Source organism: Moraxella sp. K02, from assembly GCF_041154755.1.
GTDB lineage: Bacteria > Pseudomonadota > Gammaproteobacteria > Pseudomonadales > Moraxellaceae > Faucicola.
In genome coordinates this window covers 480,683-503,655 of record NZ_AP031590.1, presented here as the reverse complement: position 1 = coordinate 503,655, position 22,973 = coordinate 480,683, and the positions used below count along the sequence as shown (strand labels likewise).

At 45.6% G+C, this 22,973-nt stretch carries 19 protein-coding genes and 4 tRNA genes; 8 read left to right on the top strand and 15 right to left on the bottom strand.

Annotated features, from left to right (window positions below; all coding sequences use genetic code 11):
- Positions 1–104 precede the first annotated feature (104 nt).
- From ACAM39_RS02320 to ACAM39_RS02310, 3 genes are all read right to left on the bottom strand, one after another.
- The gene (locus tag ACAM39_RS02320) at positions 105–1,454 is read right to left on the bottom strand and encodes an aminopeptidase P N-terminal domain-containing protein (RefSeq protein WP_369628087.1); all 1,350 of its coding nucleotides are present in this window, start codon (positions 1,452–1,454) and stop codon (positions 105–107) included.
- A gap of 17 nt (positions 1,455–1,471) precedes the next feature.
- Positions 1,472–2,665, bottom strand: coding sequence for an acetylornithine deacetylase (gene argE / locus ACAM39_RS02315; protein WP_369628086.1), 1,194 nt, complete (start codon positions 2,663–2,665; stop codon positions 1,472–1,474).
- A gap of 78 nt (positions 2,666–2,743) precedes the next feature.
- Positions 2,744–3,484, bottom strand: coding sequence for a UPF0149 family protein (locus ACAM39_RS02310; RefSeq protein WP_369628085.1), 741 nt, complete (start codon positions 3,482–3,484; stop codon positions 2,744–2,746).
- Between the two features lie 248 nt (positions 3,485–3,732).
- Between ACAM39_RS02310 and ACAM39_RS02305 the strand changes: the two genes are divergently transcribed.
- Both ACAM39_RS02305 and ACAM39_RS02300 read left to right on the top strand, forming a co-directional pair.
- On the top strand, positions 3,733–4,137 hold the full coding sequence (locus ACAM39_RS02305) for a hypothetical protein (protein WP_248148354.1): 405 nt from the start codon (positions 3,733–3,735) through the stop codon (positions 4,135–4,137).
- A 60-nt stretch (positions 4,138–4,197) separates the two neighbouring features.
- Positions 4,198–4,491 (top strand): cell division protein ZapA, encoded by a 294-nt coding sequence (locus tag ACAM39_RS02300; protein WP_248108559.1) that lies wholly within the window; start codon positions 4,198–4,200, stop codon positions 4,489–4,491.
- Positions 4,492–4,528: 37 nt separating this feature from the next.
- On the opposite strand, the gene ACAM39_RS02295 is transcribed toward ACAM39_RS02300, so the two are convergent.
- The gene (locus ACAM39_RS02295) at positions 4,529–4,783 is read right to left on the bottom strand and encodes a hypothetical protein (RefSeq protein WP_248108562.1); all 255 of its coding nucleotides are present in this window, start codon (positions 4,781–4,783) and stop codon (positions 4,529–4,531) included.
- Positions 4,784–5,353: 570 nt separating this feature from the next.
- Here ACAM39_RS02295 and ACAM39_RS02290 point away from each other — a divergent pair.
- Entirely contained in the window at positions 5,354–7,000 is a 1,647-nt protein-coding gene (locus ACAM39_RS02290; RefSeq protein WP_186303417.1) for an NAD+ synthase, read from the top strand.
- Positions 7,001–7,113: 113 nt separating this feature from the next.
- On the opposite strand, the gene ACAM39_RS02285 is transcribed toward ACAM39_RS02290, so the two are convergent.
- A complete protein-coding gene (locus ACAM39_RS02285) occupies positions 7,114–7,584 on the bottom strand; it encodes a winged helix-turn-helix transcriptional regulator (RefSeq protein WP_159375654.1) in 471 nt (156 codons plus the stop codon).
- 150 nt (positions 7,585–7,734) lie between these two features.
- Here ACAM39_RS02285 and ACAM39_RS02280 point away from each other — a divergent pair, with 150 nt between their 5' ends.
- Positions 7,735–8,988 carry a D-amino acid dehydrogenase gene (locus ACAM39_RS02280; RefSeq protein ID WP_369628084.1) on the top strand — a complete coding sequence of 418 codons (1,254 nt, stop codon included), beginning with the start codon at positions 7,735–7,737 and terminating at the stop codon, positions 8,986–8,988.
- A 99-nt stretch (positions 8,989–9,087) separates the two neighbouring features.
- On the top strand, positions 9,088–9,453 hold the full coding sequence (locus ACAM39_RS02275) for a RidA family protein (protein WP_369628083.1): 366 nt from the start codon (positions 9,088–9,090) through the stop codon (positions 9,451–9,453).
- A 73-nt stretch (positions 9,454–9,526) separates the two neighbouring features.
- On the opposite strand, the gene ACAM39_RS02270 is transcribed toward ACAM39_RS02275, so the two are convergent.
- Positions 9,527–12,616, bottom strand: a complete 3,090-nt coding sequence (locus ACAM39_RS02270; RefSeq protein WP_369628082.1) for a DNA translocase FtsK — start codon at positions 12,614–12,616, stop codon at positions 9,527–9,529.
- A gap of 443 nt (positions 12,617–13,059) precedes the next feature.
- Between ACAM39_RS02270 and trxB the strand changes: the two genes are divergently transcribed.
- Genes trxB through ACAM39_RS02255 form a run of 3 tightly spaced genes read left to right on the top strand, consistent with a single transcriptional unit; the run spans position 13,060 to position 15,711 of the window.
- Entirely contained in the window at positions 13,060–14,058 is a 999-nt protein-coding gene (gene trxB / locus ACAM39_RS02265) for a thioredoxin-disulfide reductase (RefSeq protein WP_312523728.1), read from the top strand.
- Positions 14,059–14,073: 15 nt separating this feature from the next.
- Positions 14,074–14,865: a leucyl/phenylalanyl-tRNA--protein transferase gene (gene aat / locus ACAM39_RS02260; RefSeq protein WP_369628081.1), complete on the top strand. Its 792-nt coding sequence runs from the start codon at positions 14,074–14,076 to the stop codon at positions 14,863–14,865.
- Between the two features lie 27 nt (positions 14,866–14,892).
- Entirely contained in the window at positions 14,893–15,711 is an 819-nt protein-coding gene (locus ACAM39_RS02255; RefSeq protein WP_369628080.1) for an arginyltransferase, read from the top strand.
- Here ACAM39_RS02255 and rimI read toward each other — a convergent pair.
- The 9 genes from rimI to gspD all read right to left on the bottom strand — a co-directional run bounded on the left by rimI (position 15,704) and on the right by gspD (position 22,909).
- Complete coding sequence (rimI, locus tag ACAM39_RS02250) at positions 15,704–16,213, bottom strand: ribosomal protein S18-alanine N-acetyltransferase (RefSeq protein ID WP_369628079.1); 510 nt, start codon at positions 16,211–16,213, stop codon at positions 15,704–15,706. The genes ACAM39_RS02255 and rimI overlap by 8 nt on opposite strands.
- 31 nt (positions 16,214–16,244) lie before the next feature.
- Positions 16,245–17,345 (bottom strand): RNA-guided endonuclease InsQ/TnpB family protein, encoded by a 1,101-nt coding sequence (locus tag ACAM39_RS02245; RefSeq protein ID WP_036601255.1) that lies wholly within the window; start codon positions 17,343–17,345, stop codon positions 16,245–16,247.
- A 148-nt stretch (positions 17,346–17,493) separates the two neighbouring features.
- Positions 17,494–18,684, bottom strand: coding sequence for an elongation factor Tu (gene tuf, locus ACAM39_RS02240; protein ID WP_369627261.1), 1,191 nt, complete (start codon positions 18,682–18,684; stop codon positions 17,494–17,496).
- Between the two features lie 267 nt (positions 18,685–18,951).
- Positions 18,952–19,026: transfer RNA gene (locus ACAM39_RS02235), tRNA-Thr, on the bottom strand.
- Positions 19,027–19,046: 20 nt separating this feature from the next.
- A tRNA-Gly gene (locus ACAM39_RS02230) sits at positions 19,047–19,120 on the bottom strand.
- A 75-nt stretch (positions 19,121–19,195) separates the two neighbouring features.
- A tRNA-Tyr gene (locus ACAM39_RS02225) sits at positions 19,196–19,279 on the bottom strand.
- Positions 19,280–19,322: 43 nt separating this feature from the next.
- Positions 19,323–19,398, bottom strand: a tRNA-Thr gene (locus tag ACAM39_RS02220).
- Positions 19,399–19,549: 151 nt separating this feature from the next.
- Positions 19,550–20,407: an FHA domain-containing protein gene (locus tag ACAM39_RS02215; protein ID WP_369628078.1), complete on the bottom strand. Its 858-nt coding sequence runs from the start codon at positions 20,405–20,407 to the stop codon at positions 19,550–19,552.
- A gap of 63 nt (positions 20,408–20,470) precedes the next feature.
- Positions 20,471–22,909: a type II secretion system secretin GspD gene (gspD, locus tag ACAM39_RS02210; protein ID WP_369628077.1), complete on the bottom strand. Its 2,439-nt coding sequence runs from the start codon at positions 22,907–22,909 to the stop codon at positions 20,471–20,473.
- Positions 22,910–22,973: the final 64 nt, after the last annotated feature.

Genomic DNA, 22,973 nt, shown 5'->3' with positions numbered 1-22,973 from the left:
CCCGATGAACGATTGACCACAAAAAAAGCCCAACTGTATTGGGCTTTTCTTTTTTCTATTTTTTTTCTTTGCCTCTATATATAGATGTGCCTCTATCAATCTATCTATGAATCAACTTTTTGCTGCATTAGCGCTTCAATCGCGTCCGTTGTTTTTGGTACGTCACGGGTGAGAACCAGCGGCTCACCTTCAGTAATGACCACATCATCCTCAATCCGAATACCAATACCCCGATATTTCTTGGGTATCAATGCATTGTCATGCGCAAAATACAAGCCTGGCTCTACGGTAATTACCATGCCTTTTTCAAGCTTTCTGGGTTTACCGTCGTCGCCAGTATAGCGCCCTGCATCGTGCACATCTAAGCCAAGCCAATGCCCTGTACCGTGCATATAAAACGGCAAGTAGGCTTTATCAGCAATCAACTCATCGACGTCGCCTGTCAAAATGCCCAACTCTATCAGACCTTGGGTCAGTACTTTGAGCGCAGTTTCATGATGAATTTTGCCATGTTCGCCTGCTTTTAGGCTGTTGATGGCGGCGATATTGGCATTTAGCACAATATCATACACCTGTTTTTGCACGTCGCTGAACTTGCCACTCACAGGAAAAGTACGGCTGATATCGCCGGCATAATGTTGGTATTCGGCGCCCGCATCTATCATCACCAAGTCGCCATCGTGCAGCGGTTGGTCGTTTTCGACATAATGCAAAATATTGGCATTGTCCCCGCCCGCCACGATACTATTGTAAGAGGGTACGCAGCCGTATTGGGCAAAAGCATAGTTAACTTCAGCTTCCAGCCGGCTTTCATTGCCCTGATTTTTCTGCATCAAAGGTGCCACGCTTTGCATGGCGCGAATATGCCCGTAAGCACTGATTTGGGCGGCGACTTTCATGCGTGCAATTTCACACTCATCTTTTATCAGCCGCATTTCATTGATAAGGCTGTCAATATTGGTGACGGTATCGACTACACCTTCGCCGCGCTGCAGCTGCTTGGCTTGATTAAGCCAGCCAATCAGCTCATTATTAAAGCGGGCAAACACGTGTTTTTTACCAAAAATCAGGGTCGGCATCACCTCATCAATTTTGCCAATGGCAATCGCTTTATCCGCGCCAAAATCTGCGGTTGCCCCCTCAAGCCCTACCCGTTTACCATCCCAAATCTCACGTAGTTTGTCTTTCTCACGTAAAAATAACGTGTAGTTGACGGCATGGTCAGTTTTTTCCAAAACCATAACGGATTCTGGCTCGGCAAAGCCAGTCAGGTAGAAAAAACTGCTGTCGGCGCGGTATTTATACTCAGCATCGTTGTTGCGGATATGCGCGGGAGCCGTTTGCAAAATCGCAATGCTATTGTTTGGCAAGGCTTCAGCAAGTTTGGCACGGCGTTTGGCAAATTGGCTTTGGGGGAGCTTGGGTAACAACTGTATGGTTAATTGATTTGACATGATATTTCCAAAAATTTTTAATGGCTGTCACAGCATTGTTGAAGAATTTGCTGTAAGAAGCTTTCGCATTTTGCCAATTGGTTTAGACTGACAAACTCATTGGCTTTATGGGCATTGCCAATATCGCCAGGTCCGCAAATCACCGTCGGAATACCTGCATTGGTAAACTGCCCGCCTTCGGTGGCATACGCCACTTTGTGACGCTGTTGTTCATCCACCAAATTTTCAATGAGCTGTTGCAAGGCTTGGCTATCTTTATCGGTCATCGCAGGGACATTTTCGTTGCGAGTTAGCTCAATGCCTGTGTCGCTGTCAATGGCGTGCATCTTAGGCTCAAGGGTTTTGATAAAGGCGCGAATCGGCTCAATCACTTGGCTTTCATTCATGTGCGGCAAATTACGGTAATCAAAGGTGAATTCGCACAGGTTAGGCACGATATTGGTTGCTGTACCGCCGCTAATAGTGCCCACTGACAAGGTCGAAAATGGTACGTCAAACGCCATATCTTGGTCGTTACGTTGTTGCAATTGTTCGGCAAGTGTATCAATAAAATTGATAATTTTGCTAGCATAGCTGATGGCATTGACGCCTTGCGGGGTCAGCGATGAATGTACTGATTTGCCATGCACGCGGCAGCGATACACTTGGATGCCTTTATGCGCGGTGACCATTTTCATCATGGTCGGCTCACCGACGATACAGTAATCAGGCTTAATCCCTTGGGCTTTTAAATCTGCAAGCAGTAATGGCGCACCCAAACAACCCACTTCTTCATCATACGACAGTGCCAGATGAATCGGTTTGCCCAGCCTCTTATCGCGGCTTGCTTGCACCACAGTGGGCAACAGGGTTAAGGCGCAAGCAATAAAGCCTTTCATATCACAAGCCCCACGCCCGTATAGCTTATCTTCCATAATGGTCGCCACAAACGGATCGGTATCCCATGCCTGCCCATCAACGGGCACCACATCGGTATGCCCGGAAAACACAAATCCCCCTGTCAGGACGCTATCACCCTTACCCATCGCAGGTACAGTCACAAAGAGGTTGGCTTTGGTACTATCAGCATTAAAAGTCAAACGTGGCGACAATCCCAACTGCTCACAATAGCCCGCCACATACTCAATCAATTGCAAATTGGAGTAGCGGCTGACAGTATTAAAACCAATCAGCTTTGTTAACCAGTCTACGGCGTTAGATGGATAGCCCATAGTCGTTCCATTTTTCTCAAATTTTAAACCATTAAAACAGCCTATCAGGGTAAATCTAGTCGAAATAGGGTGTTAGCATCAATTCGGCTTTTTACCGGTCATGGCATCTATGACCATATGGGTAACAAAATCATCATTGGTATCTTTTTCTGCTTCCCAATCGAGTTCATCATCACGTAGCTGCTCAATAAAATCCAAATGCGCCTCATCAACCTCTTGGGCTTTGCCTACAGGGCGATTCATGGCAAATCCTGCGATAAGCGGCAACTTGGCGACTGATTTACGCACTCGCCCTTGTGACACACTCACAGGAATCATGCGCACAAACTCAAGTAGCTCCATATATTCAACTTCGCCTTCAGCATTGTCTGTCCCTTGCAGCGCCTCATCATACACATCAACCCGCAGCGCGCCGATTTTTGCCAAGTCATTAAATAGGGTATTTTCTTCCGGGCGTAGCGCACTATCAGTGATGCCAAAGCCTGTCAAAAAGCCATTTGCCCAGTTCTTAAGTGCCATCAAACGCTCATACAGTGGATGGTCATCATCGGGCAAAAGCGGCATAAACTGATAGCTATCGGCATCATCGGTTAACACCGCCACCATATCCTCGCCCTCTTCGGTCACTATCTCTAACGCTTTTGGCTCAAGCTCGGTAAAGCTCAGCTCAGTCAGTAGCAGTTGCCACTCTTGCTCGGTTGGCGCATCACACACACTGAGCACCCCTGAAATTAGCCCATGTAACTCACTAATTGTGACGTCATGCCAATCCTCAAATGCTTGTGTCCAATCCTGCCAACCCGAAATATAATCATCCATCGCTTTACCCTTTTTTCACAAAAAATTATATCAACATTGAGATAATACTAGCCTTAATGCGGTCAACTATGGCATTATTAAAGTGGTAAAATAATATAAGTATCACTCAAATTTTAAGCCTTCACGCTATAGTTATACTAAAAAAACCTTTTGCTATTCATGTCAACGAGCGCCCATCATATCGCTCTTGATGATTCACTTGATTATTCACTTGATTATTCACTCGATTACTGACTAGACATCATATCATGAGCACCCTAATTGACCAACTGACCCAGCTACAAACCGCATTGACTAAGCTTCGCGATAAATATCAATTCGCCAGTAGCGAGCTAACCCGTATTAAAGCACAGCCAACCATTACCGCAGACCAACTGCAAGCGGTACAAGCTGAGCTCGATGCCAGCAAAGAACTGCAGCAAAATTTGCAACAACAACTTGCCAGACAAGCCGAAGAGTATCAAGCACTTGAGCAGCGGTATCAGTCACTTGCCGAATCTCACAACATGCTAAGTACCGAATACGAACAAACCCAAAACCAATTACAGATTTTTACCGCACAAAATCAAAAATTGATTGAAAAAAATCGCGTTGCGGCAGAGCATACCAAGCTTGTGTTAGAGCGCTTGGCAAAAATTGACAGCGAAAACTAACCCGCCCCCATAGCCAGCCTTAGTGATGTTTAAAACATTTGAATACGTTAGGAAAACCTTATGGCATCTGCCCAAAGCATTAAAAAAGTTGATATCCTGATCAATGGTCGTAGCTATACCATCAACTGCCCAGAATCTGAAGAGCCTGCGTTGCAGCGTGCGGCAAGCTATATTAACCAGTTTATGCAAGAGGTACGCCGCCAAGCGCCTCAGCTACCACAAGAACAATTATTGGTACTGTGCGCGCTGACCTTGTTTGAAAAATCAGAAAACTTACAACGCTATCAAGAAAACGAAAGCCAAGCGCAAGACCTGGTGAGTAAAATGTTAGAAGACGTTGCCCGTTTTGCCTAACGTCTTTAGTGTAAAATAAGTGTAAAATATAATTCGACTAATTTTGCGCGCGCTGGTATTGTTTGCCAGCATGAAAATCCGCTTGGTGTTGTTGATTACAAAAGAACTTATCCCCTTCTACAATCCCTCGCCACTCTGCTAAGGTATGATGGCAAAAATCACACGCTCGCAGCTCGGTACTCTCGCCTGGCTGCGGTCGCAAGTAGCCTTGCGGTGGTCGCGGATACATCCATTTCATCCCAACCCAGCTAAGCCCCATAATCACCAAAACCACAAAAATTGCGCTAAACATCGCTTCACCTCATTGTCTAATGAAAGTCTAATGAACGAATCATCGTTGCCAATTAACAATTATGACTGCCTGTTAATTAGCATTCTAAGGTTTGATTATACTGCAAAAAATCGCGCATTGATGGGTTATTCATGCTATGTTTAAGCTAATTTTACCAGTTGCAGCGTTTTTCGGTGGTAGCGTCTAAAGATTGCAATTGTAAACACATCATAAAGCGATATAATGTAGAATAATTTTATCTTGTAATGCCATCGCTGTTGCCACCCATAATTATAATAGCGGCATGATGCTTGCATACCGTTTTAGACGGATATGACTAAAGGGACGACCCCATAACAAATTTTTACTGAAGGATTTTTCATGTCACACCTTGATTTAACCCCAGATGATAGCGTACCAACGCAGCTGCCGAGTGAGTCAATGACCGCCGAAGCTACTACGCCAAGCCAAACAGCAAACCCACAGCCAGTTTCTCACAAACCTGCTCAGCCAACTTCTCAATCAGTTTCTCAGTCAAATTCTCAGCCATCAAGCCAACCGACTAGCCAACAGATTAGCCAAGCAGATTCTATGGTAGGGCTAAAAATTGCGGTGGCACAGCAGCAATTTATTGTTGGTGATGTCATCAACAATGCCAAAAAAATGGTAGAACTGGCTAAAGACGCCCGTGACAAGGGGGCTAATATCATTGTCTTCCCTGAATTATCACTGCTGGGTTATCCGCCTGAAGATTTGTTATTACGTCCAAGTCTTGCCTCACGCGTGAAACTTGCTTTTGAATTGCTCTACACGGTCAAAGACATCGTCATGCTAGTGGGTTATCCGCACATTGACCCCAATGGCACGTTTAACTCAGTGGCTATCATTCACAATGGTCAGCAAAAAGGCTTTTATCACAAACAATGCCTGCCAAATTATGGCGTATTTGATGAACGCCGCTATTTTAATACCGGTCACAACCAAGTGTTATTTGACTATCAAGGGCTGACCATTGGACTACTTATCTGCGAAGACTTATGGCAAGACGCTCCCATTCGCGCACTGAAAGAAAAAGGTGCAGAAATCATCATCAGCCTCAATGCCTCACCCTTTGAGCAAAATAAGCAAGAACAACGTAAGGCTTTATTAAAAAGTCGTGCGACTGAATACAATATCCCGATTGTGTATGCCAATAGCGTGGGCGGTCAAGATGACTTGGTGTTTGATGGCGGCTCGATGGTCGTCAACGCTCAAGGTAAAATCGTGCAAGAAGCACCAAGATTTTTGCAGCATACCCTGTATGTGGTTGCTCGTCACGATGCCCAAAGCGGTCAAGTGATATTATCAGAACAGCGCAAATCACCGCTTGCATTGAGCCAAATCGCTGAAACTTATCAAGCGCTGGTTGTCGGCTTGCGTGATTATGTCAATCATTCTGGCTTTAAAGGCGTATTGGTTGGGTTGTCAGGCGGGATAGACTCGGCGCTCACGCTATGTATCGCCGTTGATGCGCTGGGTGCAGATAAAGTTTATGCGGTCATGATGCCCTATGAGTACACCTCGCAAATCAGCCTACAAGATGCGCAGGCGCAGGCGCACCGACTCAACGTGTCTTATACCGTGTGCCCGATTCATGCCGCTGTTGAAGGCATGCGTCATACGCTAGAGCCGATGTTTAGCAACACCACCGCCGACACCACGGAAGAAAATATCCAAGCCCGTGCGCGTGGCATGATTTTGATGGCATTGTCCAATAAATTTGGTCATCTAGTCATCACCACTGGCAACAAATCAGAGATGGCCGTGGGCTATGCGACATTGTATGGGGATATGGCAGGCGGATTTGATGTCTTAAAAGATGTGTATAAAACCCAAGTGTATGCCCTCGCCAACTATCGCAACCGACTAGAAGAAACGCCGGTGATTCCTGAGCGTGTGATTACGCGTCCGCCTTCTGCCGAGCTTCGCCCTGACCAAAAAGACCAAGACAGTCTGCCTGATTATGATACCCTCGATAAAATGCTGGAGCTGTATATCGATCGCGACTTTGGCTATGATGCGATTGTAGAAGCCGGTTATGATAAAGACGTGGTGAAAAAAGTACTCAGTATGGTAGACCGCAATGAGTACAAACGTCGTCAAGCGGCGATTGGCACCAAGATTACCCACCGCGCTTTTGGGCGTGAGCGTCGCTATCCACTCGTCAACCACTGGTCGCTAGAGTTTCCAAAACTCTAATTTCCAAAGCTCTAAGACGGGACAATATAAAAAGACTGCGATTTGGCAGTCTTTTTTTTCATCTGTCGCAAAGCAGGTATCACAAAGCATATATAGTAAAACTTGCACGACAGTTAGGTCATTGTCACATCCAAATGCAAGCTTTCTTTAATCTCTTCCATCACAATCAAACTGTGGGTTTCTACCGCGGCTGGCAATTGTTTTAAGATATTGCCCAGTAACTTACGGTAAGAACTCATCTCTTTTAGGCGCGCTTTGACCAAAAAATCAAACTCACCCGAAATCAAATGACATTCCAGTATCTCTGGAATTTCTGACAGTTTTTTGCTCACTTGCTCAAAGACATCGCCCGACTTGGTAGATAGCTTTATCTCCAAAAACACCAACAAGCTTTTATTGACCAAATTTGGGTTTAACCGCGCATGATAACCTGTGATAATACCTTCACGCTCCAAGCGCTTAACCCTGTCTGAGCAAGGCGTGGTTGATAGGTTAACTTTGGCAGCCAATTCGCTGATAGAAATTCGGGCTTGCTGTTGCAAGATTTCAAGGATTAAACGGTCGGTACGGTCTAAATTACGCATAGCAAAATGAAAATCCTATTTTTTGATGATTGACATGATAAAACCGACAATATCAGCAAAATTCTAGCATAAAAACAGCAAAATTTACTGCAAAACTTTGCTTATACTAGCAAAATTAACTGATAATTAAGCAGATGTTTGGGGGTGAGTATGCGCGTATTGGTACTGGGTAGTGGCGTGATTGGGGTGACAAGTGCCTATTATTTAGCCAAGCAAGGCATAGAAGTCACGGTGATTGACCGCCAAGCGGGTGCCGCACAAGAAACCAGTTTTGGCAATGCTGGGCAAATCTCCCCTGGCTACTCTACCCCTTGGGCAGCCCCTGGTATCCCATTGAAGGCGGTTAAATGGTTATTCCAACAACACGCCCCTTTAGCCATCAAATTAGATGGTAGTTTGTGGCAGTTACAATGCATGCTACAAATGCTCAAAAACTGCAATGCCAAGCGCTATGCCATCAACAAAGAGCGTATGGTACGAGTGGCTGAATACAGCCGCGACTGTCTGCAGCAGTTGCGTCAAGACACCGGCATTCACTACGAAAACCGCTCACAAGGCACCTTACAAGTTTTTCGTAAACCCGCCCAGCTAGAGGCTGTACAGCAAGATATTAAGGTGTTGCAAGATTCAGGCGTGCCTTTTAAGCTGATTGACAACAGCAAGGCGTTGGCTGATATTGAGCCCGCGTTGGCAAATGCCACTGATAAGCTGGTTGGTGGATTGCATTTGCCGCATGATGAAACAGGCGATTGCTTTTTGTTTTGCCAAGCATTAGAGCAACAAGCCAAAGCGCTGGGGGTGAAATTTTTATACAATCAAACCATCGAAAAACTGGTAGTCGACGCTGGGGCGATTAAAGGGGTGGTGGTAAATGATGAGTTATTAACCGCAGACCAGTATGTATTGGCGTTGGGCAGTTACTCGCGGGCGCTTTTGCAACCGCTACAGCTTAATCTGCCTGTATACCCTGTCAAAGGCTATTCGCTGACTGTACCGATTATCAATGCTGATTTAGCGCCCCAATCAACGGTGCTGGATGAAACCTATAAAATCGCCATTACTCGCTTTGACAACCGTATTCGCGTGGGCGGTATGGCAGAATTAAGTGGTTTTGATGTAACGCTAAATCCCCAGCGCCGTGCTACACTCGAAATGGTCACGCAGGACTTATTCGCAGGCGGTGATTTGCCAAACGCAAGTTTTTGGACAGGACTACGTCCGATGACCCCAGATAGCACCCCTATCATTGGCGCGACTCGGTATCGCAATTTATTTTTGAACACAGGACATGGCACATTGGGTTGGACAATGGCATGTGGATCTGGCAAATTAATCAGCGATTTGGTGCTCGGCAGAACGCCTGATATTCGCATTGACGGCTTATCATTACAGCGTTATGCCTAGTATCTATTTGCTATTAGAAATCTCTGTAAATTGTTTCTGTAAATAGTATTTGTAAAAAATATGCATAAATAACATCTATCCGTTCACGAGGAAAACACCATGACCGCACAAATTCAACAATTTGATAGCAATGACTATCTAAGTGAAATTACCATTTTTAACCACGTGGTGTATCTCGCAGGACAAGTGCCCAATACCGACACTGCCGATATTCACAAACAAACCCAAGAGGTACTAGACAATATCGACACCATGCTCGCCAAAGCCAATAGCGACAAATCACGTCTGCTAACCGCTCAGATTTTTATCAAGGATTTGGCGGATTTTGCGGTGGTGAATAGCATGTGGGGCGACTGGTTAGCCGATTGTCCAAAGCCTACCCGTGCGACAGTCAAAGCTGAATTGGTTAATCCATTGTGGAAATTAGAAATTGTCGTAGTCGCAGCGCAAAATACCATAGACTAAATGGACCCATAACCGCTCAAAACGTTAAATAAAAAAGGTACCTGAATCGCACCTTTTTTTATTTGTTTAACCTCTACATTAATAGCTCACGTTTACCACTTTTCGTCATGCCGCTCACCAAGCCCGCCTCTTCCATGGCATCAACGATACGTGCTGCGCGGTTATAGCCGATACTAAATTTGCGCTGGATGCTTGATGCAGAGACTTTACGGGTTTCGAGCAAAAACGCCACTACATCATCATACAGCGGGTCTTCTTCACCATTGCTAGACCCACTAGCATCGCCACCACTTGGCGCTGAGCTTAACTCAAAATTATCAAACATATTATCAATATAATTAGGTGCGCCACGCTCGCGCCATGCATCACACACACGGTTGACTTCCGCATCGCTAATAAAAGCACCATGTACACGGTTTGGCTCGATTTGACCAGGCCCTAAAAACAGCATATCACCATGCCCAAGCATATCCTCTGCCCCACCGGCATCCAAAATGGTACGCGAGTCGACTTTTGAGTTGACGCGAAGTGCGGCACGGACGGGAATATTGGCTTTAATCAAACCAGTAATCACATCCACTGAGGGGCGCTGGGTCGCCAAAATCAAATGAATACCTGCAGCACGCGATTTTTGCGCCAAACGGGTAATCAATTCCTCCGCTTGTTTGCCTACCTGCATAATCATGTCAGCAAACTCATCCGCCACAATCACAATTTGCGGTAACGGTTTTAACTTTGGCGCTCTATCTTGGCTGACGCTGTCATTGGGTCGCCACAGTGGATCTAGTAACGGTTCACCACTTTGTTCGGCTGCCATGATTTTTTTGTTGAATTCATCAAGCTTACGCACTTTGAATAATGACATCAGCTGATAACGACGTTCCATCTCCGCCACACTCCATGCTAAAGCACTGGCTGCTTCGGTCATATCGGTGACTACAGGGGTGAGCAAATGCGGAATATCGCCATAGTTGGCAAGCTCGAGCTGTTTGGGGTCAATCAAAATCAATCGCAGCTGCTCTGGTGTGTATTTGAGCAGCATTGACAATAACAGCGAATTCACCAACACGGATTTACCCGAACCTGTGGTACCTGCGACTAGCATGTGTGGCGCTTTCGCCAAATCCGCAATAATCGGTCTACCTGCAATATCTTTGCCCATTGCCATACTGATTAAGCCATCGGGGTCTTGATAAGCTTCTGTTTTCAGCAGTTCGATGAGGCGTACCATTTGGCGCTGCGGATTAGGCACTTCAATACCGATATAAGGTTTTCCTGGAATGACTTCCACCACACGCACCGATGCCATAGATAGCGACCGAGCCAAGTCTTTGGCAATACCTGTCACCTTGCTTGCTTTAAGTCCTGGTGCTAGAGAGACTTCAAAGCGCGTCACCACTGGACCCATTTGCGCATTGACCACTTCTGCTTTGATATTAAATTCTTGTAGCTTGATTTCTAACAGTGCTGATAGCTGCTGCAACTGTTCGCGGCTGTAGCTTGGCTTGCGGTCGGGGTCTGGCAAATCAAGCAGCGATAACTCAGGTAACGGGCTTAAATTGGCACGATAAGCTGCGGTTTGCATGGCACGCGATTTATGACTAAACAGGCTATCGTCATTGATATCGAGCGGCTGGTTGACCTGAGTCGCTGCGGGCTGTTCGATTTGGTCGAGTAACTCAGATTCCACCGAACGACTATGGGTCGGTATTGAAGACGTTATCTGGTCGGTATCAATCTCGTTGCCAGCCATTTGGGTGACGGCTTGCGCTGGACGTGCTATTTGGGTTGGCATCGGACTTGCGGCAGGGGTTGAAAATTCCGCTACAACCGGTGCGGTGGCACTGTCATCTGATGGATTAGCCCTAGCTTGTGGTGGGACTTGTCGCATACCTAATAGCGATGCGACTGAGGTGGGCGGTGTTTCAATGCCTTCTACTTCAATACTTTTTGCTTCAAAGCCCTCTGTCTTAATGCCCTCGAATGGTGACTCTAGCACAGGATTTTGTGATAATTGATATCCAGTATTTATGCTATCCGCTAAATCATCCGAATTTGACAACCCAATAGCCGTGTCCTGTGCAGCCATCTCTACATCCGTCATCGGCTCAGAAATGTGTTTATCCGCTAACTCCCCTGTGCCTACGGCAGACATCCTAGATGCTTCATCCATAGTTGGCATAGCTTGCGATACATCTACACTATCTACACTAGGCTGCTTTGTCTGAGTTGGCTCAGTGAGTTGCGAGTCTACCTGTATCGAATGGGGTCTGTTCAAGGTAGGCATTTTAAACGGTTTTTTAATGATTTCACTTTGCAGTTTTTCATCGAGTTTTTTGGTCAGCTTGGTATTTGCCACATAGGTTGAGCTGACGGGTTTAAATGGATTAGTGGCATCGTTTTCTTCGAGCCATTCATAATCTTTGATTTCACTAAAGCCCGTTTCATCCAAAAACGCATCGAGTGGACTACCGACAAACGCCTCATTGTCCGCTAGATGACTACTGTCATAAGCGGTTTGTTCAGTGTCATGGGAGGCTAATGGCAAAGGCAGTTGCGCGGTGTCGTTTGGTTTTGCTTGGCTTGCTTCCTGAGCAGTTGCCTTGAATTCAGTATTGGTTTCTTCATCATCTGCGGCTTCAGCCTGTAGGCGGCTGCGAATAGCTTGACCTGATAAAATCTCATGCCAATGTAAATCAAAGGTAAACGTCACGGTGATGGCAATAAACACCAATAAAAACAACAAAGTCCCCCAGTAGGTTAATAAACTACTAAGTCCATTGCCGACGATTTGCCCGATCATGCCTTGCGCCAACCAGCCAAACGATAACACGCCTGTCAGCCCTGCGGTGGCAATGATTAAAAAAATATAACCCAAAAAACGTAACAAGCCATTAGGCTCTACGTCATGGCGCCATACATTCCAAGCTTCATAACAGGCAATGACGATGAGCCACCAGCTTGCCGCACCCAAAAACGCATACAAAATATCAGCCAGCCACGCACCACCCGTGCCTGCCAAGTTACTGACTTCATTTGCCGCACTACTGATATGCGACCAACTGGGATCATTGGCAGAATAACTGATGAGGGACATGACTAACAACAATGCCACGATTAGCCAGATAATCGTAAGCACACTTTGACGAATATAATAAGACAACGCAATTTACCTTTGAATTTGAACCTGCTTTGGATAAGCCGTAAGCCAACGCTTTGCTCAGCCATGACTGACTGATAATGATTGTGAAAAAACAATGATTTTGGGGAAACGTTGATTAAAATCACCCTTTTAATCGACTATCATATCAAATCTCAGTGGTGCGTTGCTGAGCTTTTTTTGCGAAAAATTGCTTTGTTAAATCAGTCAATTCAAGCCCTATGATAAATGCAGTTTGAGCCAACAAAGCCGAATGTTAGGGTATTTTTTTGATAACAAGCTAACGCCATTTTTGAGCGTTGCTTGAGCTTTGATTGCGCGATGAATCTGTTATAAAAATAACATTTACTTGCTATTTTCGATGTTAGCCCCTATCTTACTTATGAATCAAAAATTAGCCTATTTTATTATTTAGTTTATTATTCAGCGATTGTTAGGAAAGACGTATGTCAGAAATTATCCATCACCAGCTTATTATTTTAGGTTCAGGTCCAGCGGGTTATTCTGCCGCCGTGTATGCGGCGCGCGCCAATTTAAAACCGGTCATTATCACCGGTATGCAGACTGGCGGGCAGTTGACTACCACCACTGAAGTTGATAACTGGCCGGGCGATCCACAAGGCTTGACGGGACCTGACTTGATGGTACGCATGCAAGCCCATGCCGAGCGTTTTGGTACCCAGTTGGTGTATGACCATATCAACCAAGTGAACCTAACTCAGCGACCCTTCACCTTAGTGGGCAATAGTGCCACTTACACGTGTGACGCGCTCATTGTAGCGACAGGGGCATCAGCGCAATACTTGGGTCTGGCCTCTGAACAAAAATTTATGGGGCTTGGCGTCTCTGCCTGTGCGACCTGTGATGGGTTCTTCTATCGCGGCAAACCTGTGGTGGTGATTGGCGGTGGCAACACAGCGGTTGAAGAAGCTTTGTATCTATCAAATATCGCAAGCCACGTCACCCTAGTGCATCGCCGTGATAAATTAAAATCAGAAAAAATTCTGCAAGACCAATTATTTGAAAAACAAAAAAATGGCAATGTGACCATCGAATGGAACAGCCAAGTCAAAGAAGTGGTGGGTGATGATGCAGGCGTGACAGGTGTGGTGATTGAAAACCTGCAAGACCAGTCTACCAAAACCATCAACGCGCCTGGTATGTTCGTGGCGATTGGGCACAAACCCAACACCGATATTTTCCAAGATCAGCTTGAGATGAATAATGGCTATATCGTGGTCAAAAGCGGTCTAGATGGCAATGCCACGGCGACAAGTGTCGAAGGCGTGTTTGCCTGTGGGGATGTGGCAGACCATATCTATCGCCAAGCGATTACCTCAGCAGCTACGGGTTGTATGGCGGCGTTGGATGCAGAAAAATATTTAGATATCGTTAATCTAGCGAATGCCAATACCACGGTATCAGCCAATACCTCTGCTGTTTAGCTAATGCCTTGAACGATGCCATTGCCAAATCACCATCCCTTACAACGCCCTTTCGGTTGCCGTTATCAATTTCCCGACCCGATGGTGGCAGACCCTGACGGTGAAGGGCTGATTGCGTTGGGGGGTGATTTGGCAGCTGACACCTTAGTGTGTGCTTATCGCCAAGGCATGTTCCCTTGGTTTAATGAAGGCGAGCCCATTGCTTGGTGGTCGCCTGATCCGCGCTGTATTATTTATCCTAGCGATTTTTGCGCCAGTAAAACCTTAAAACGGCGTATCAAAAATGCAGGTTGGACATTTTCCCTCAATCTTGCCTTTGCTGAGGTCATTGCCGCCTGTGCTGATACCCGCACCTATGCCCAAGCTTCTGCATCAGCCACTTGGATCAGTCCCGCTATGATTGAAGCGTATAAGGCGCTCCATACCGAGCAAGTCGCTTACAGTGTCGAGATTTGGGATGATGATGAGCTGATTGGTGGTCTCTATGGGCTAAAGCTAGGACAAGCTTTTTTTGGTGAAAGTATGTTTCACCGAGTGACAGATGCGTCTAAAGCGGCTTTTTTTGTGTTAATGCAGCTGTGTGCACATTCCCAATTTGCTTGGGTGGACTGTCAGTTGCCTAACCCACATTTGCTGCGTTTAGGGGCATCCATCGTACCCAGAGCGGAATTTTTAGCTGGGCTCGCGCAACAATTATCGCTACCGAGTATTGATTGGTCATCGATTTGCGGTCAAAAATTGCCACTTAATCAACTGTTAAATGAGGATTTTATGACTTATTATCTATCTCCATCTGCTCGAATTTAGGTAAGTTAAGGGTATTTAAAAGCACCAATGACGTTAAAACCACCCCATCCTCTTACCAGTCTGGCACTGACCAGCCAATTGACGCCGCTACATCAATGTAGTTATTTGCCCGATCGTGCAGCACGTTTAGAACTGATTGAATTAGCAAAGGATGAACGTTTAGATACGCCTATTTTTTCTCAGTTCTCTCGGCTCGGGTATCGGCGTAGTGGACAACATTTATATCGCCCTGTATGCTTCCATTGTCAACGCTGTATCTCTACACGTTTAGTAGTTAACGAGTTTGAACCCAATCGTACCCAGCGCAAACTATGGCAAAAATCGCACGAGATGGATGTGGTAATTACTGCTTGTGATGATGCTGATGAATCGCATTTTATGCTATATGCTCGCTATATCTGCACTCGCCATAGTGATGGCGATATGTACCCGCCAAATCTGCAAGGGTTTAAACAGTTTCTACAATATAGCTTTACCCAGTCATTTTTTATGGAGTTTTGGCTTCATGACGAATTAGTCATGGTAGCAGTTTGCGACCAATTAGATGACGGCATATCCGCGGTCTATACTTTCTATGATCCCGATGCAACCATAAATAGTTTGGGCACCCTTGCGATACTTACCCAAATTGATTATGTTAAACGTCTTGGATTACCTTATTTATATTTTGGTTTTTGGGTACCAGATTCGGATAAGATGGCGTATAAATCGCGTTTTTATCCCAGTGAGTTGTTAATCAATCAACAGTGGCATCGCTTCGATGAGGCTGTCACAGCGGCGCAAGTTGAGCCACTGCTTCAACAGGCGATAAAAGCGCATTATCTAAACATGTGGAATACTACTTAGCGTTTAATGTAGCATTGAATTTGCGCTGCATAATTAACGCATGGGTTTTGGTCATGTCATGATTGTCGTAGTAATTTTTGCGAACGGCAATCTGTTCAAATCCATGTTTTTGATAAAATGCAATGGCAGCATGATTATCTTCTCTTACCTCTAATAGCACCCGCTCAGCACCCGCTACTTGGCACATTTGCGCCATAGCCGTTAACAATTGGCTTGCAATACCTTGCTGTTGATAATCAAGACAAGTTCCGATTCTTAAAATTTCACTATCTTCAAATATGTGGCTGTAAAAACAATAGCCGACCAATCGCTGATTTAGCTCGTCTGTCGCATAAATTATATGGTTAAATGGCTGCGCGAGCAGTGAATTGATTTGCGCAGCTGACCAAGCATCGTGGACAAAAAGCTCAGATTCAATTTGTGCCAGCTGCGCCATTACTTGCTGCGAAGCATTATCTTGTGTACTCGTTTTATCTAACTTATATGTTGATATCATCGTCATAATTTATTTCCTTGACTTCCTCCCCTCTCTATCATTCGGGGATTCCTGCTCCCAGACGGTCAAGCCCCACCGCAAGAATGTTCTGACTGGCATTGATATCTCTATCATGCCATGTGCCACACGAAGCACAAGTCCATTCTCTTATTCGCAAACCTGCTCTACCGCTCAAGCTACTGGACATAACGCCACAGCGCGAGCAAGTTTGGGTCGTGTATTTCTCATTCACGATTTCGAAACGGCAACCTGCGTTCTCGCATTTATAGGTCAGTTGTCGTTTGAGTTCAAACCAACCTGCATCATAGACGCTTTTGGCTAGTTTGCCTTTTTTACTGTTAAATTGTGTGGTTTTAACATCGCCAACCACGATTAAGGCATTGTCTTTGACTAAGTGGTTGGTGAATTTGTGTATGAGGTCTTGGCGTGTGTTTTTGATTTTGGCATGGATAGCTTTTACACGTTGCTTGTTTTTGGCACGTTGAGCAATGCCCAATTTTTTAGCCCATGCCTGTGTTTGCTTGATTTGTAATTTATCGCCATTTGAGGTGGTAGCACTATCTTTTAAACCTAAATCTATGCCTATGCTACCTGTACCACATGATTGTTTGGGGCAGTCTTTGACGGTGATACAGGCATACCAACGGTTACGGCTGTCTTGTACCAACTCGCAAGTATTTATTTGATATAGCGAAAGGTTGTAGCTGTCCCATAGGTCAATGATTAGCTTTTGTCCTTTGGCTAGACTAAGCTGCAAGGTTGATTTTAAGCCCTTTTTGCCTGTGGTATGAGTAGCGATGTGTTTGATGGCAGATTGTTTAAACGGTAGCCAACCTAAGTTTTTACGCTTTGATTTTGGGTTGTTGGTTCGCCATGACAGTTTAGCCTTTTTGAATTGTTTTCGGCTTTTGGCGTGGGTTTCATTAATGGCTTGAATGGTTTGAGAATGTAAACCAAGTAATTCACCACTACCTTTGGTATATTCGTTTAGGTCATAAGCTGAAAAGAATTTGCCGGTTTTTTGTAGGTGTTTATAACTCAAGTCATTGACATAGTTCCATACGAAATTGACCGAACCGCTTAACTTATTAAGCTTTGCTATTTGCTTATCTCGTATGCGTAACTTGAGTGTTTTCATGGGTTTATTCTAGCATGTTTTATATTCTTTGTGCGTGAATATGGTTGCTTAAGCTGCCTTATATCCACCGCCTGAAGTCGGTGGTTTTACGGCAACGAAGCATAAAAAAAGAGCCACCGAAGTGACTCTTTTGTATGCTTATTAACGATTAGTCGTTAACTTTAGCAACAACACCCGCACCTACAGTACGGCCACCTTCACGGATTGCAAAGCGTAAGCCTTGGTCCATTGCGATTGGGTGGATAAGCTCTACGTTCATTTCAACGTTATCGCCAGGCATTACCATCTCTGTACCTTCTGGTAATTGGATTGCGCCAGTTACGTCAGTGGTACGGAAGTAGAATTGTGGACGATAACCATTTAAGAATGGGGTGTGACGACCACCTTCTTCTTTTGATAGTACGTATACTTCTGCGTCAAATTTGGTGTGTGGTTTGATTGAACCTGGTTTAGCCAATACTTGACCACGTTGTACGTCTTCACGTTTGGTACCACGAAGTAGTACACCACAGTTCTCGCCTGCACGACCTTCGTCTAGCAGTTTACGGAACATTTCAACACCAGTACAGGTGGTTTTTGAGGTTGGTTTGATACCAACGATTTCAATTTCTTCACCAACTTTGATGATGCCTGATTCTACACGGCCTGTTACGACTGTACCACGACCAGAGATTGAGAATACGTCTTCGATTGGCATCAAGAATGGTTTGTCAATTGCACGTTCTGGTTCTGGGATGTAGCTGTCTAGGGTGTCAAGTAGTTCTAGTACGGCTGGTTCACCGTATTTGCCTTCGCCGCCGTTTAGGGCTTCTAGGGCAGAACCTTTGATGATTGGGGTGTCATCGCCAGGGAAGTCGTAGCTTGATAGTAGTTCACGTACTTCCATTTCGACGAGTTCTAGTAGTTCTTCGTCATCAACCATGTCACATTTGTTCATGAATACCATGATGTATGGTACACCTACTTGGCGTGATAGTAGGATGTGTTCACGGGTTTGTGGCATTGGGCCGTCAGTGGCTGATACAACTAGGATAGCGCCGTCCATCTGTGCTGCACCGGTGATCATGTTTTTAACATAGTCAGCATGGCCAGGACAGTCTACGTGTGCGTAGTGACGTGCTTGGGTGTCATATTCAATGTGTGAGGTGTTGATGGTGATACCACGGGCTTTTTCTTCAGGGGCTGAGTCAATTGACGCGTAGTCTTTAGCTTCACCACCGTTGTGTTTTGCTGCTACAGTTGCAATCGCAGCTGTTAGGGTTGTTTTACCATGGTCAACGTGTCCAATGGTGCCTACGTTAACGTGTGGTTTAGTACGTTCAAACTTGGCCTTTGCCATAATTTAATCCTCTGATCATTGTTAAACTGTTAGCAATACCCTAGCTCAAAGCTATAAACCAACTGGTGTATCTGTCTTGCCAGTGCTGGTGTTGCCAATGTGAGTGTTGCTAGGTCACTAAAATAGCAAATTTAACATAAATTTCAAGTTTTTTCCATAGCCTTCATCTTTATGGTCAAACTTTTTTGTTATTGCTAAAACAAAAGGCAACACATCTGTGCTGCCTCAACTATTTTTTGGTTTCTATCAATGTATTTTCTATAAAACTGGAGCTCATACCGAGAGTTGAACTCGGGACCTCTCCCTTACCAAGGGAGTGCTCTACCTCTGAGCTATATGAGCAAAACTTTGGTTTAGAATAATGGAGCGGGTGGCGGGAATCGAACCCGCACCATCAGCTTGGAAGGCTGAGGTTCTACCACTAAACTACACCCGCAATGCGACCCGCCCAAGCATACTGGACTTACTGTTAACGTGATTAGGGAATATTCAGATAACAATAGCAGGCAAATGGTGGTGGGGGAAGGATTCGAACCTTCGAAGCTCTCGCAACGGATTTACAGTCCGTCCCCTTTGACCGCTCGGGAACCCCACCATAGTTGTTTTTCAAGGTACGCTTAACACGATGTGTTAAAGGATGGTGCCGGCTGCCGGAGTCGAACTGGCGACCTACTGATTACAAGTCAGTTGCTCTACCAACTGAGCTAAGCCGGCGTATCGCTTGAAAGTGGTGAGCATTTTAGCAAATATTTTTAATCTTGCAAGCGTTTTTTTAGTTTTTTTTCATTTTTTTTGCTAAAACGTAAATTTAATGATTCAAATCCGCATTTTAGGCGCTTTGCACCGCTTATTTGCTACCTAAACCCTAATACATTAACAACACTGATGCAATAATCAGCGCAATAATTACCACGATTATTATCGCGACTGTGGCATTTTTCTTTGCCGCGGGTTTGATTGCATCAGTGTCTACTGTACTCACAGGCGATGGTTGCGCTGGCTGAACGGCTGAGACCTGAACCGATGGGACAACGGGCTGTGATGATACTGCTACTGCCTCAGTGACGACAGGCGTCTGAGCTGGTGTACTAAGTAGCGGTGGTGTGGGATTATCAACGCTTGCTACATTCATTGTTGTCGGTGTAGCGGGTACGGATTGTTCGACGTGAGTGTTGCTCAGCTGCTCGCTAGGTAAAAAATCTTGCGTGGTAACGACATCTATCACAGGCGCGGCGTTGGATGCAGCGTTCGGTGATATGGGCTCAACCGATGCAGTCGATTCAGTTTGGGTATGAATGTCAGTGGTGGGTGTGAAATTCTCAATATCTTGTAAACTATTGAGAAAACTATCATCATCCAGTGCGTCGACTGGGGCATCTACCACCAAAAATACCAGGTCAGCAAAGGCAAGTTCATCAGTGGCTTGCAAAGCATGCGCGTCTGTACTGATGCGCTCACCATTGACAAAGGTGCCATTGCTTGAGCCTAGGTCTTGCACATACAGCTGCTCACCAATACGGTTAATTTTGGCGTGTTGGCGAGAGATTTGTGAAGTTGCTAATACAAAATCATTGCTATCACTGCGTCCGATGCTTAAGCTTTTATCAATATCAATGGTTAAATCCGCCAACGCTGGTGACAGTCCAATGAGTTGCCATGAAGTGCCTTGTGAGTTGTCAGTAAGGTTCATCGTATCCACTGTATTAGTTTGATGATTGTCCATGCAAGTCTCCTACTCCTAAGGGGTATTTAATAGTATCATTATGCTTGGCATTATGGGACATTTTTAGGGATTTGTCACGGTGATGGTCTGCACCGCAGGCGGGGTCGCAATCACAACAGGCGTTTGCGCCATTTTTGCGCCTTGCCCTGTCTGCCCTGTAGATTGGGTGACGGTAGATTGGGTAATGGGCGCTTGGGTGACGGTGTTGCTCGCTGGACGACTCACGGTTGTGGCGGCTGCATTGCTTTGGCGAGACACGTTTGATGAGACGGGCGTGACGATATCGACACCATTGGCATACACTCTTGGGGTGTTTGATAAGCTTTGCTCGGCTGGGGTAACCAAGTCGTCTGTTGGCAATTTAACGCCATTTTGCACCGTATTGGTATTGGGGAACATGGCGCTGATATTAAGTGGGATTTGTTTGAGCGTACCGTTTTTATCAATGACCAGTTGCATGGTACGAATACCGTCTAAGCTTTTTTCGGTCACGCTTGCCACCGCGCTACCATTACGCAAAATCGTCGGCTGTAAAAATACAATCAGATTGGTTTTGTCCGAGTTTTTGCTTTTTGAGCGAAATAAATTACCAAGAATCGGCGCATCACCCAATCCTGGGACTTTTTGCTGACCATAGGTACTGTTATCGCGCATTAAGCCCCCTAGCGCGACGGTTTGTTGGTTATCCGCTAAAATGGTAGTTTTGATTAAATTCTTGTTGGTGACGACACCGCTCACGTTATTGAGGGTACCGTCGACAATGGATGATACTTCCTGCGAAATCTCAAGTCGCACTGAACCATTATCACCAATATGCGGAATGACATTAAGATTGATACCGACATCTTGACGGCTCACGGTCTGAAACGGCGTGGTTGATGAGTTACTTGCGGTGGTATAAGAGCCGGTCACAAATGGCACGTTCTGCCCTACCAAAATATTGGCTTTTTCGTTATCCAACGTCAAAATAGAGGGCATGGATAACAGATTGGCATTGTTGGTTTTATTGATGGCTTGCAAAATCGCGCCATAAAACTCACGATTACCGCTACTATCGGTTTTACTAGTACCAATCCCCAACAGCGCGCCTGCCACAGAGGCTGCCGCCGTACCTGGGGTTTTTCTTAATATCTCAGATGCTAGCCCTACTGCGGATGTACCGATGTTATTAAAGTTAATCACCCCTACGCCGCTGTTGGCGTTGCCCATTGCCCATTGTACGCCAAGTTGCTGGGTATCATTGCCGGAGATTTCCATAATCGCTGCTTGAATCAATACTTGGTCACGGCGGGTATCTAGCTCATTAATAGCGTTTTCGATTTCTACCATTAACTCTGGGTTGGCATTGACGATGACGGAATTTTGGGTTTGGTCAGCGATAATGCTAAAAGGTCGACCTTGATAGCCGTTGTTTTGCGTAGTCGTTGTGTTGCTAGTGGAGGCGGTATTAAGCGGCGAGCCTGTCGGTGACGCTGCGGTATTGCTAGTCGCTGCGCTATTATTACTGGTATCGCTGGTAGATTGAAACATTGAGCTTGCTTGCAAGGTAGTTTGGTCACCTGAGCTATTGATGGATTGATAAGCAAGCAGTCCGCGTAGCATTTCTGCAATATGGGTGGCACTGGCATATTTTAAACGAAACACACGCAGCCCACTGAGACGTTGCGTCGGCACGGTATCTAGCTGCTCTACCATTCGCTGTACTTTGGCTGTCATCTCGGCACTACCTTTGACAAGCAGCCTATCAGAAATCGGGTCGGCAATGATATTGATCAGGCTGCCACCGGTTGATGCCACAGTAGGTTGTCCTGATTGACCCGCAGCAGCTGGCGCTGTACCACCGCCCGTACCTGTCAGTGAGCTTAATAAATCCATCATGCGCTTGGCATCGACATGACGCAGCGGAATAATGGTCAGCTTGTCATTCATATTGCTATCAAGATCGCTAATCAATTTTGCGTATTGATTGAGGCTGTCGGCGCGGTCAGATAGGATAATCGCATTGACATTTGGCACCACAGCGGCATTGGCATACGGCGGCATCATTGGACGGATGACGTTTAAGATATCATTGGCATTGGTGTTGGTGAGATAATAGATGCGGGTCGCCATTTGGCTACCTGCGGTATTACCCCGCAAGTCCACATCCACCCCTGCTTGTTTGGCAACGGTATCAGGGACCAGCTCTGTGGTCAGCCCGCGATCAATCGCTACAATGCCATTGACTTTCATCACGGCTAAAAACAAGTCATACACTTCTTGACGGGATAAGGGTTTGTTTGAAATCACCGTCACATTGCCATTAATGCGTGGGTCGAGCACAAAGTTCTTTTGCGTGATGGTGGCAATTTGGTCGATAAACGCCTTGATATCGGCGTCTTGCAAATGCACTTTATAGCCAGTGGCTGCATGCGCAGCTGACAGACCACTGCTAAGCAAACTGATACTCATAGCCAGTGTCGTGCTCAAAAATAGTGGCTTTAGCATGGTTGGGTATTTCATAATGTACCTTATCAATTTTTAACGCATATCACCGACTTGTGTCTCACGTAGCGATGACGTCTGT

Excerpts from the sequence above, each read along its gene's own strand:
- ACAM39_RS02320 (WP_369628087.1), bottom strand. The coding sequence starts at position 1,454 with ATGTCAAATCAATTAACCATACAGTTGTTACCCAAGCTCCCCCAAAGC.
- argE (WP_369628086.1), bottom strand. The coding sequence starts at position 2,665 with ATGGGCTATCCATCTAACGCCGTAGACTGGTTAACAAAGCTGATTGGT.
- ACAM39_RS02310 (WP_369628085.1), bottom strand. The coding sequence starts at position 3,484 with ATGGATGATTATATTTCGGGTTGGCAGGATTGGACACAAGCATTTGAG.
- ACAM39_RS02305 (WP_248148354.1), top strand. The coding sequence starts at position 3,733 with ATGAGCACCCTAATTGACCAACTGACCCAGCTACAAACCGCATTGACT.
- ACAM39_RS02300 (WP_248108559.1), top strand. The coding sequence starts at position 4,198 with ATGGCATCTGCCCAAAGCATTAAAAAAGTTGATATCCTGATCAATGGT.
- ACAM39_RS02295 (WP_248108562.1), bottom strand. The coding sequence starts at position 4,783 with ATGTTTAGCGCAATTTTTGTGGTTTTGGTGATTATGGGGCTTAGCTGG.
- ACAM39_RS02290 (WP_186303417.1), top strand. The coding sequence starts at position 5,354 with ATGGTAGGGCTAAAAATTGCGGTGGCACAGCAGCAATTTATTGTTGGT.
- ACAM39_RS02285 (WP_159375654.1), bottom strand. The coding sequence starts at position 7,584 with ATGCGTAATTTAGACCGTACCGACCGTTTAATCCTTGAAATCTTGCAA.
- ACAM39_RS02280 (WP_369628084.1), top strand. The coding sequence starts at position 7,735 with ATGCGCGTATTGGTACTGGGTAGTGGCGTGATTGGGGTGACAAGTGCC.
- ACAM39_RS02275 (WP_369628083.1), top strand. The coding sequence starts at position 9,088 with ATGACCGCACAAATTCAACAATTTGATAGCAATGACTATCTAAGTGAA.
- trxB (WP_312523728.1), top strand. The coding sequence starts at position 13,060 with ATGTCAGAAATTATCCATCACCAGCTTATTATTTTAGGTTCAGGTCCA.
- aat (WP_369628081.1), top strand. The coding sequence starts at position 14,074 with ATGCCATTGCCAAATCACCATCCCTTACAACGCCCTTTCGGTTGCCGT.
- ACAM39_RS02255 (WP_369628080.1), top strand. The coding sequence starts at position 14,893 with ATGACGTTAAAACCACCCCATCCTCTTACCAGTCTGGCACTGACCAGC.
- rimI (WP_369628079.1), bottom strand. The coding sequence starts at position 16,213 with ATGACGATGATATCAACATATAAGTTAGATAAAACGAGTACACAAGAT.
- ACAM39_RS02245 (WP_036601255.1), bottom strand. The coding sequence starts at position 17,345 with ATGAAAACACTCAAGTTACGCATACGAGATAAGCAAATAGCAAAGCTT.
- tuf (WP_369627261.1), bottom strand. The coding sequence starts at position 18,684 with ATGGCAAAGGCCAAGTTTGAACGTACTAAACCACACGTTAACGTAGGC.
- ACAM39_RS02215 (WP_369628078.1), bottom strand. The coding sequence starts at position 20,407 with ATGGACAATCATCAAACTAATACAGTGGATACGATGAACCTTACTGAC.
- gspD (WP_369628077.1), bottom strand. The coding sequence starts at position 22,909 with ATGAAATACCCAACCATGCTAAAGCCACTATTTTTGAGCACGACACTG.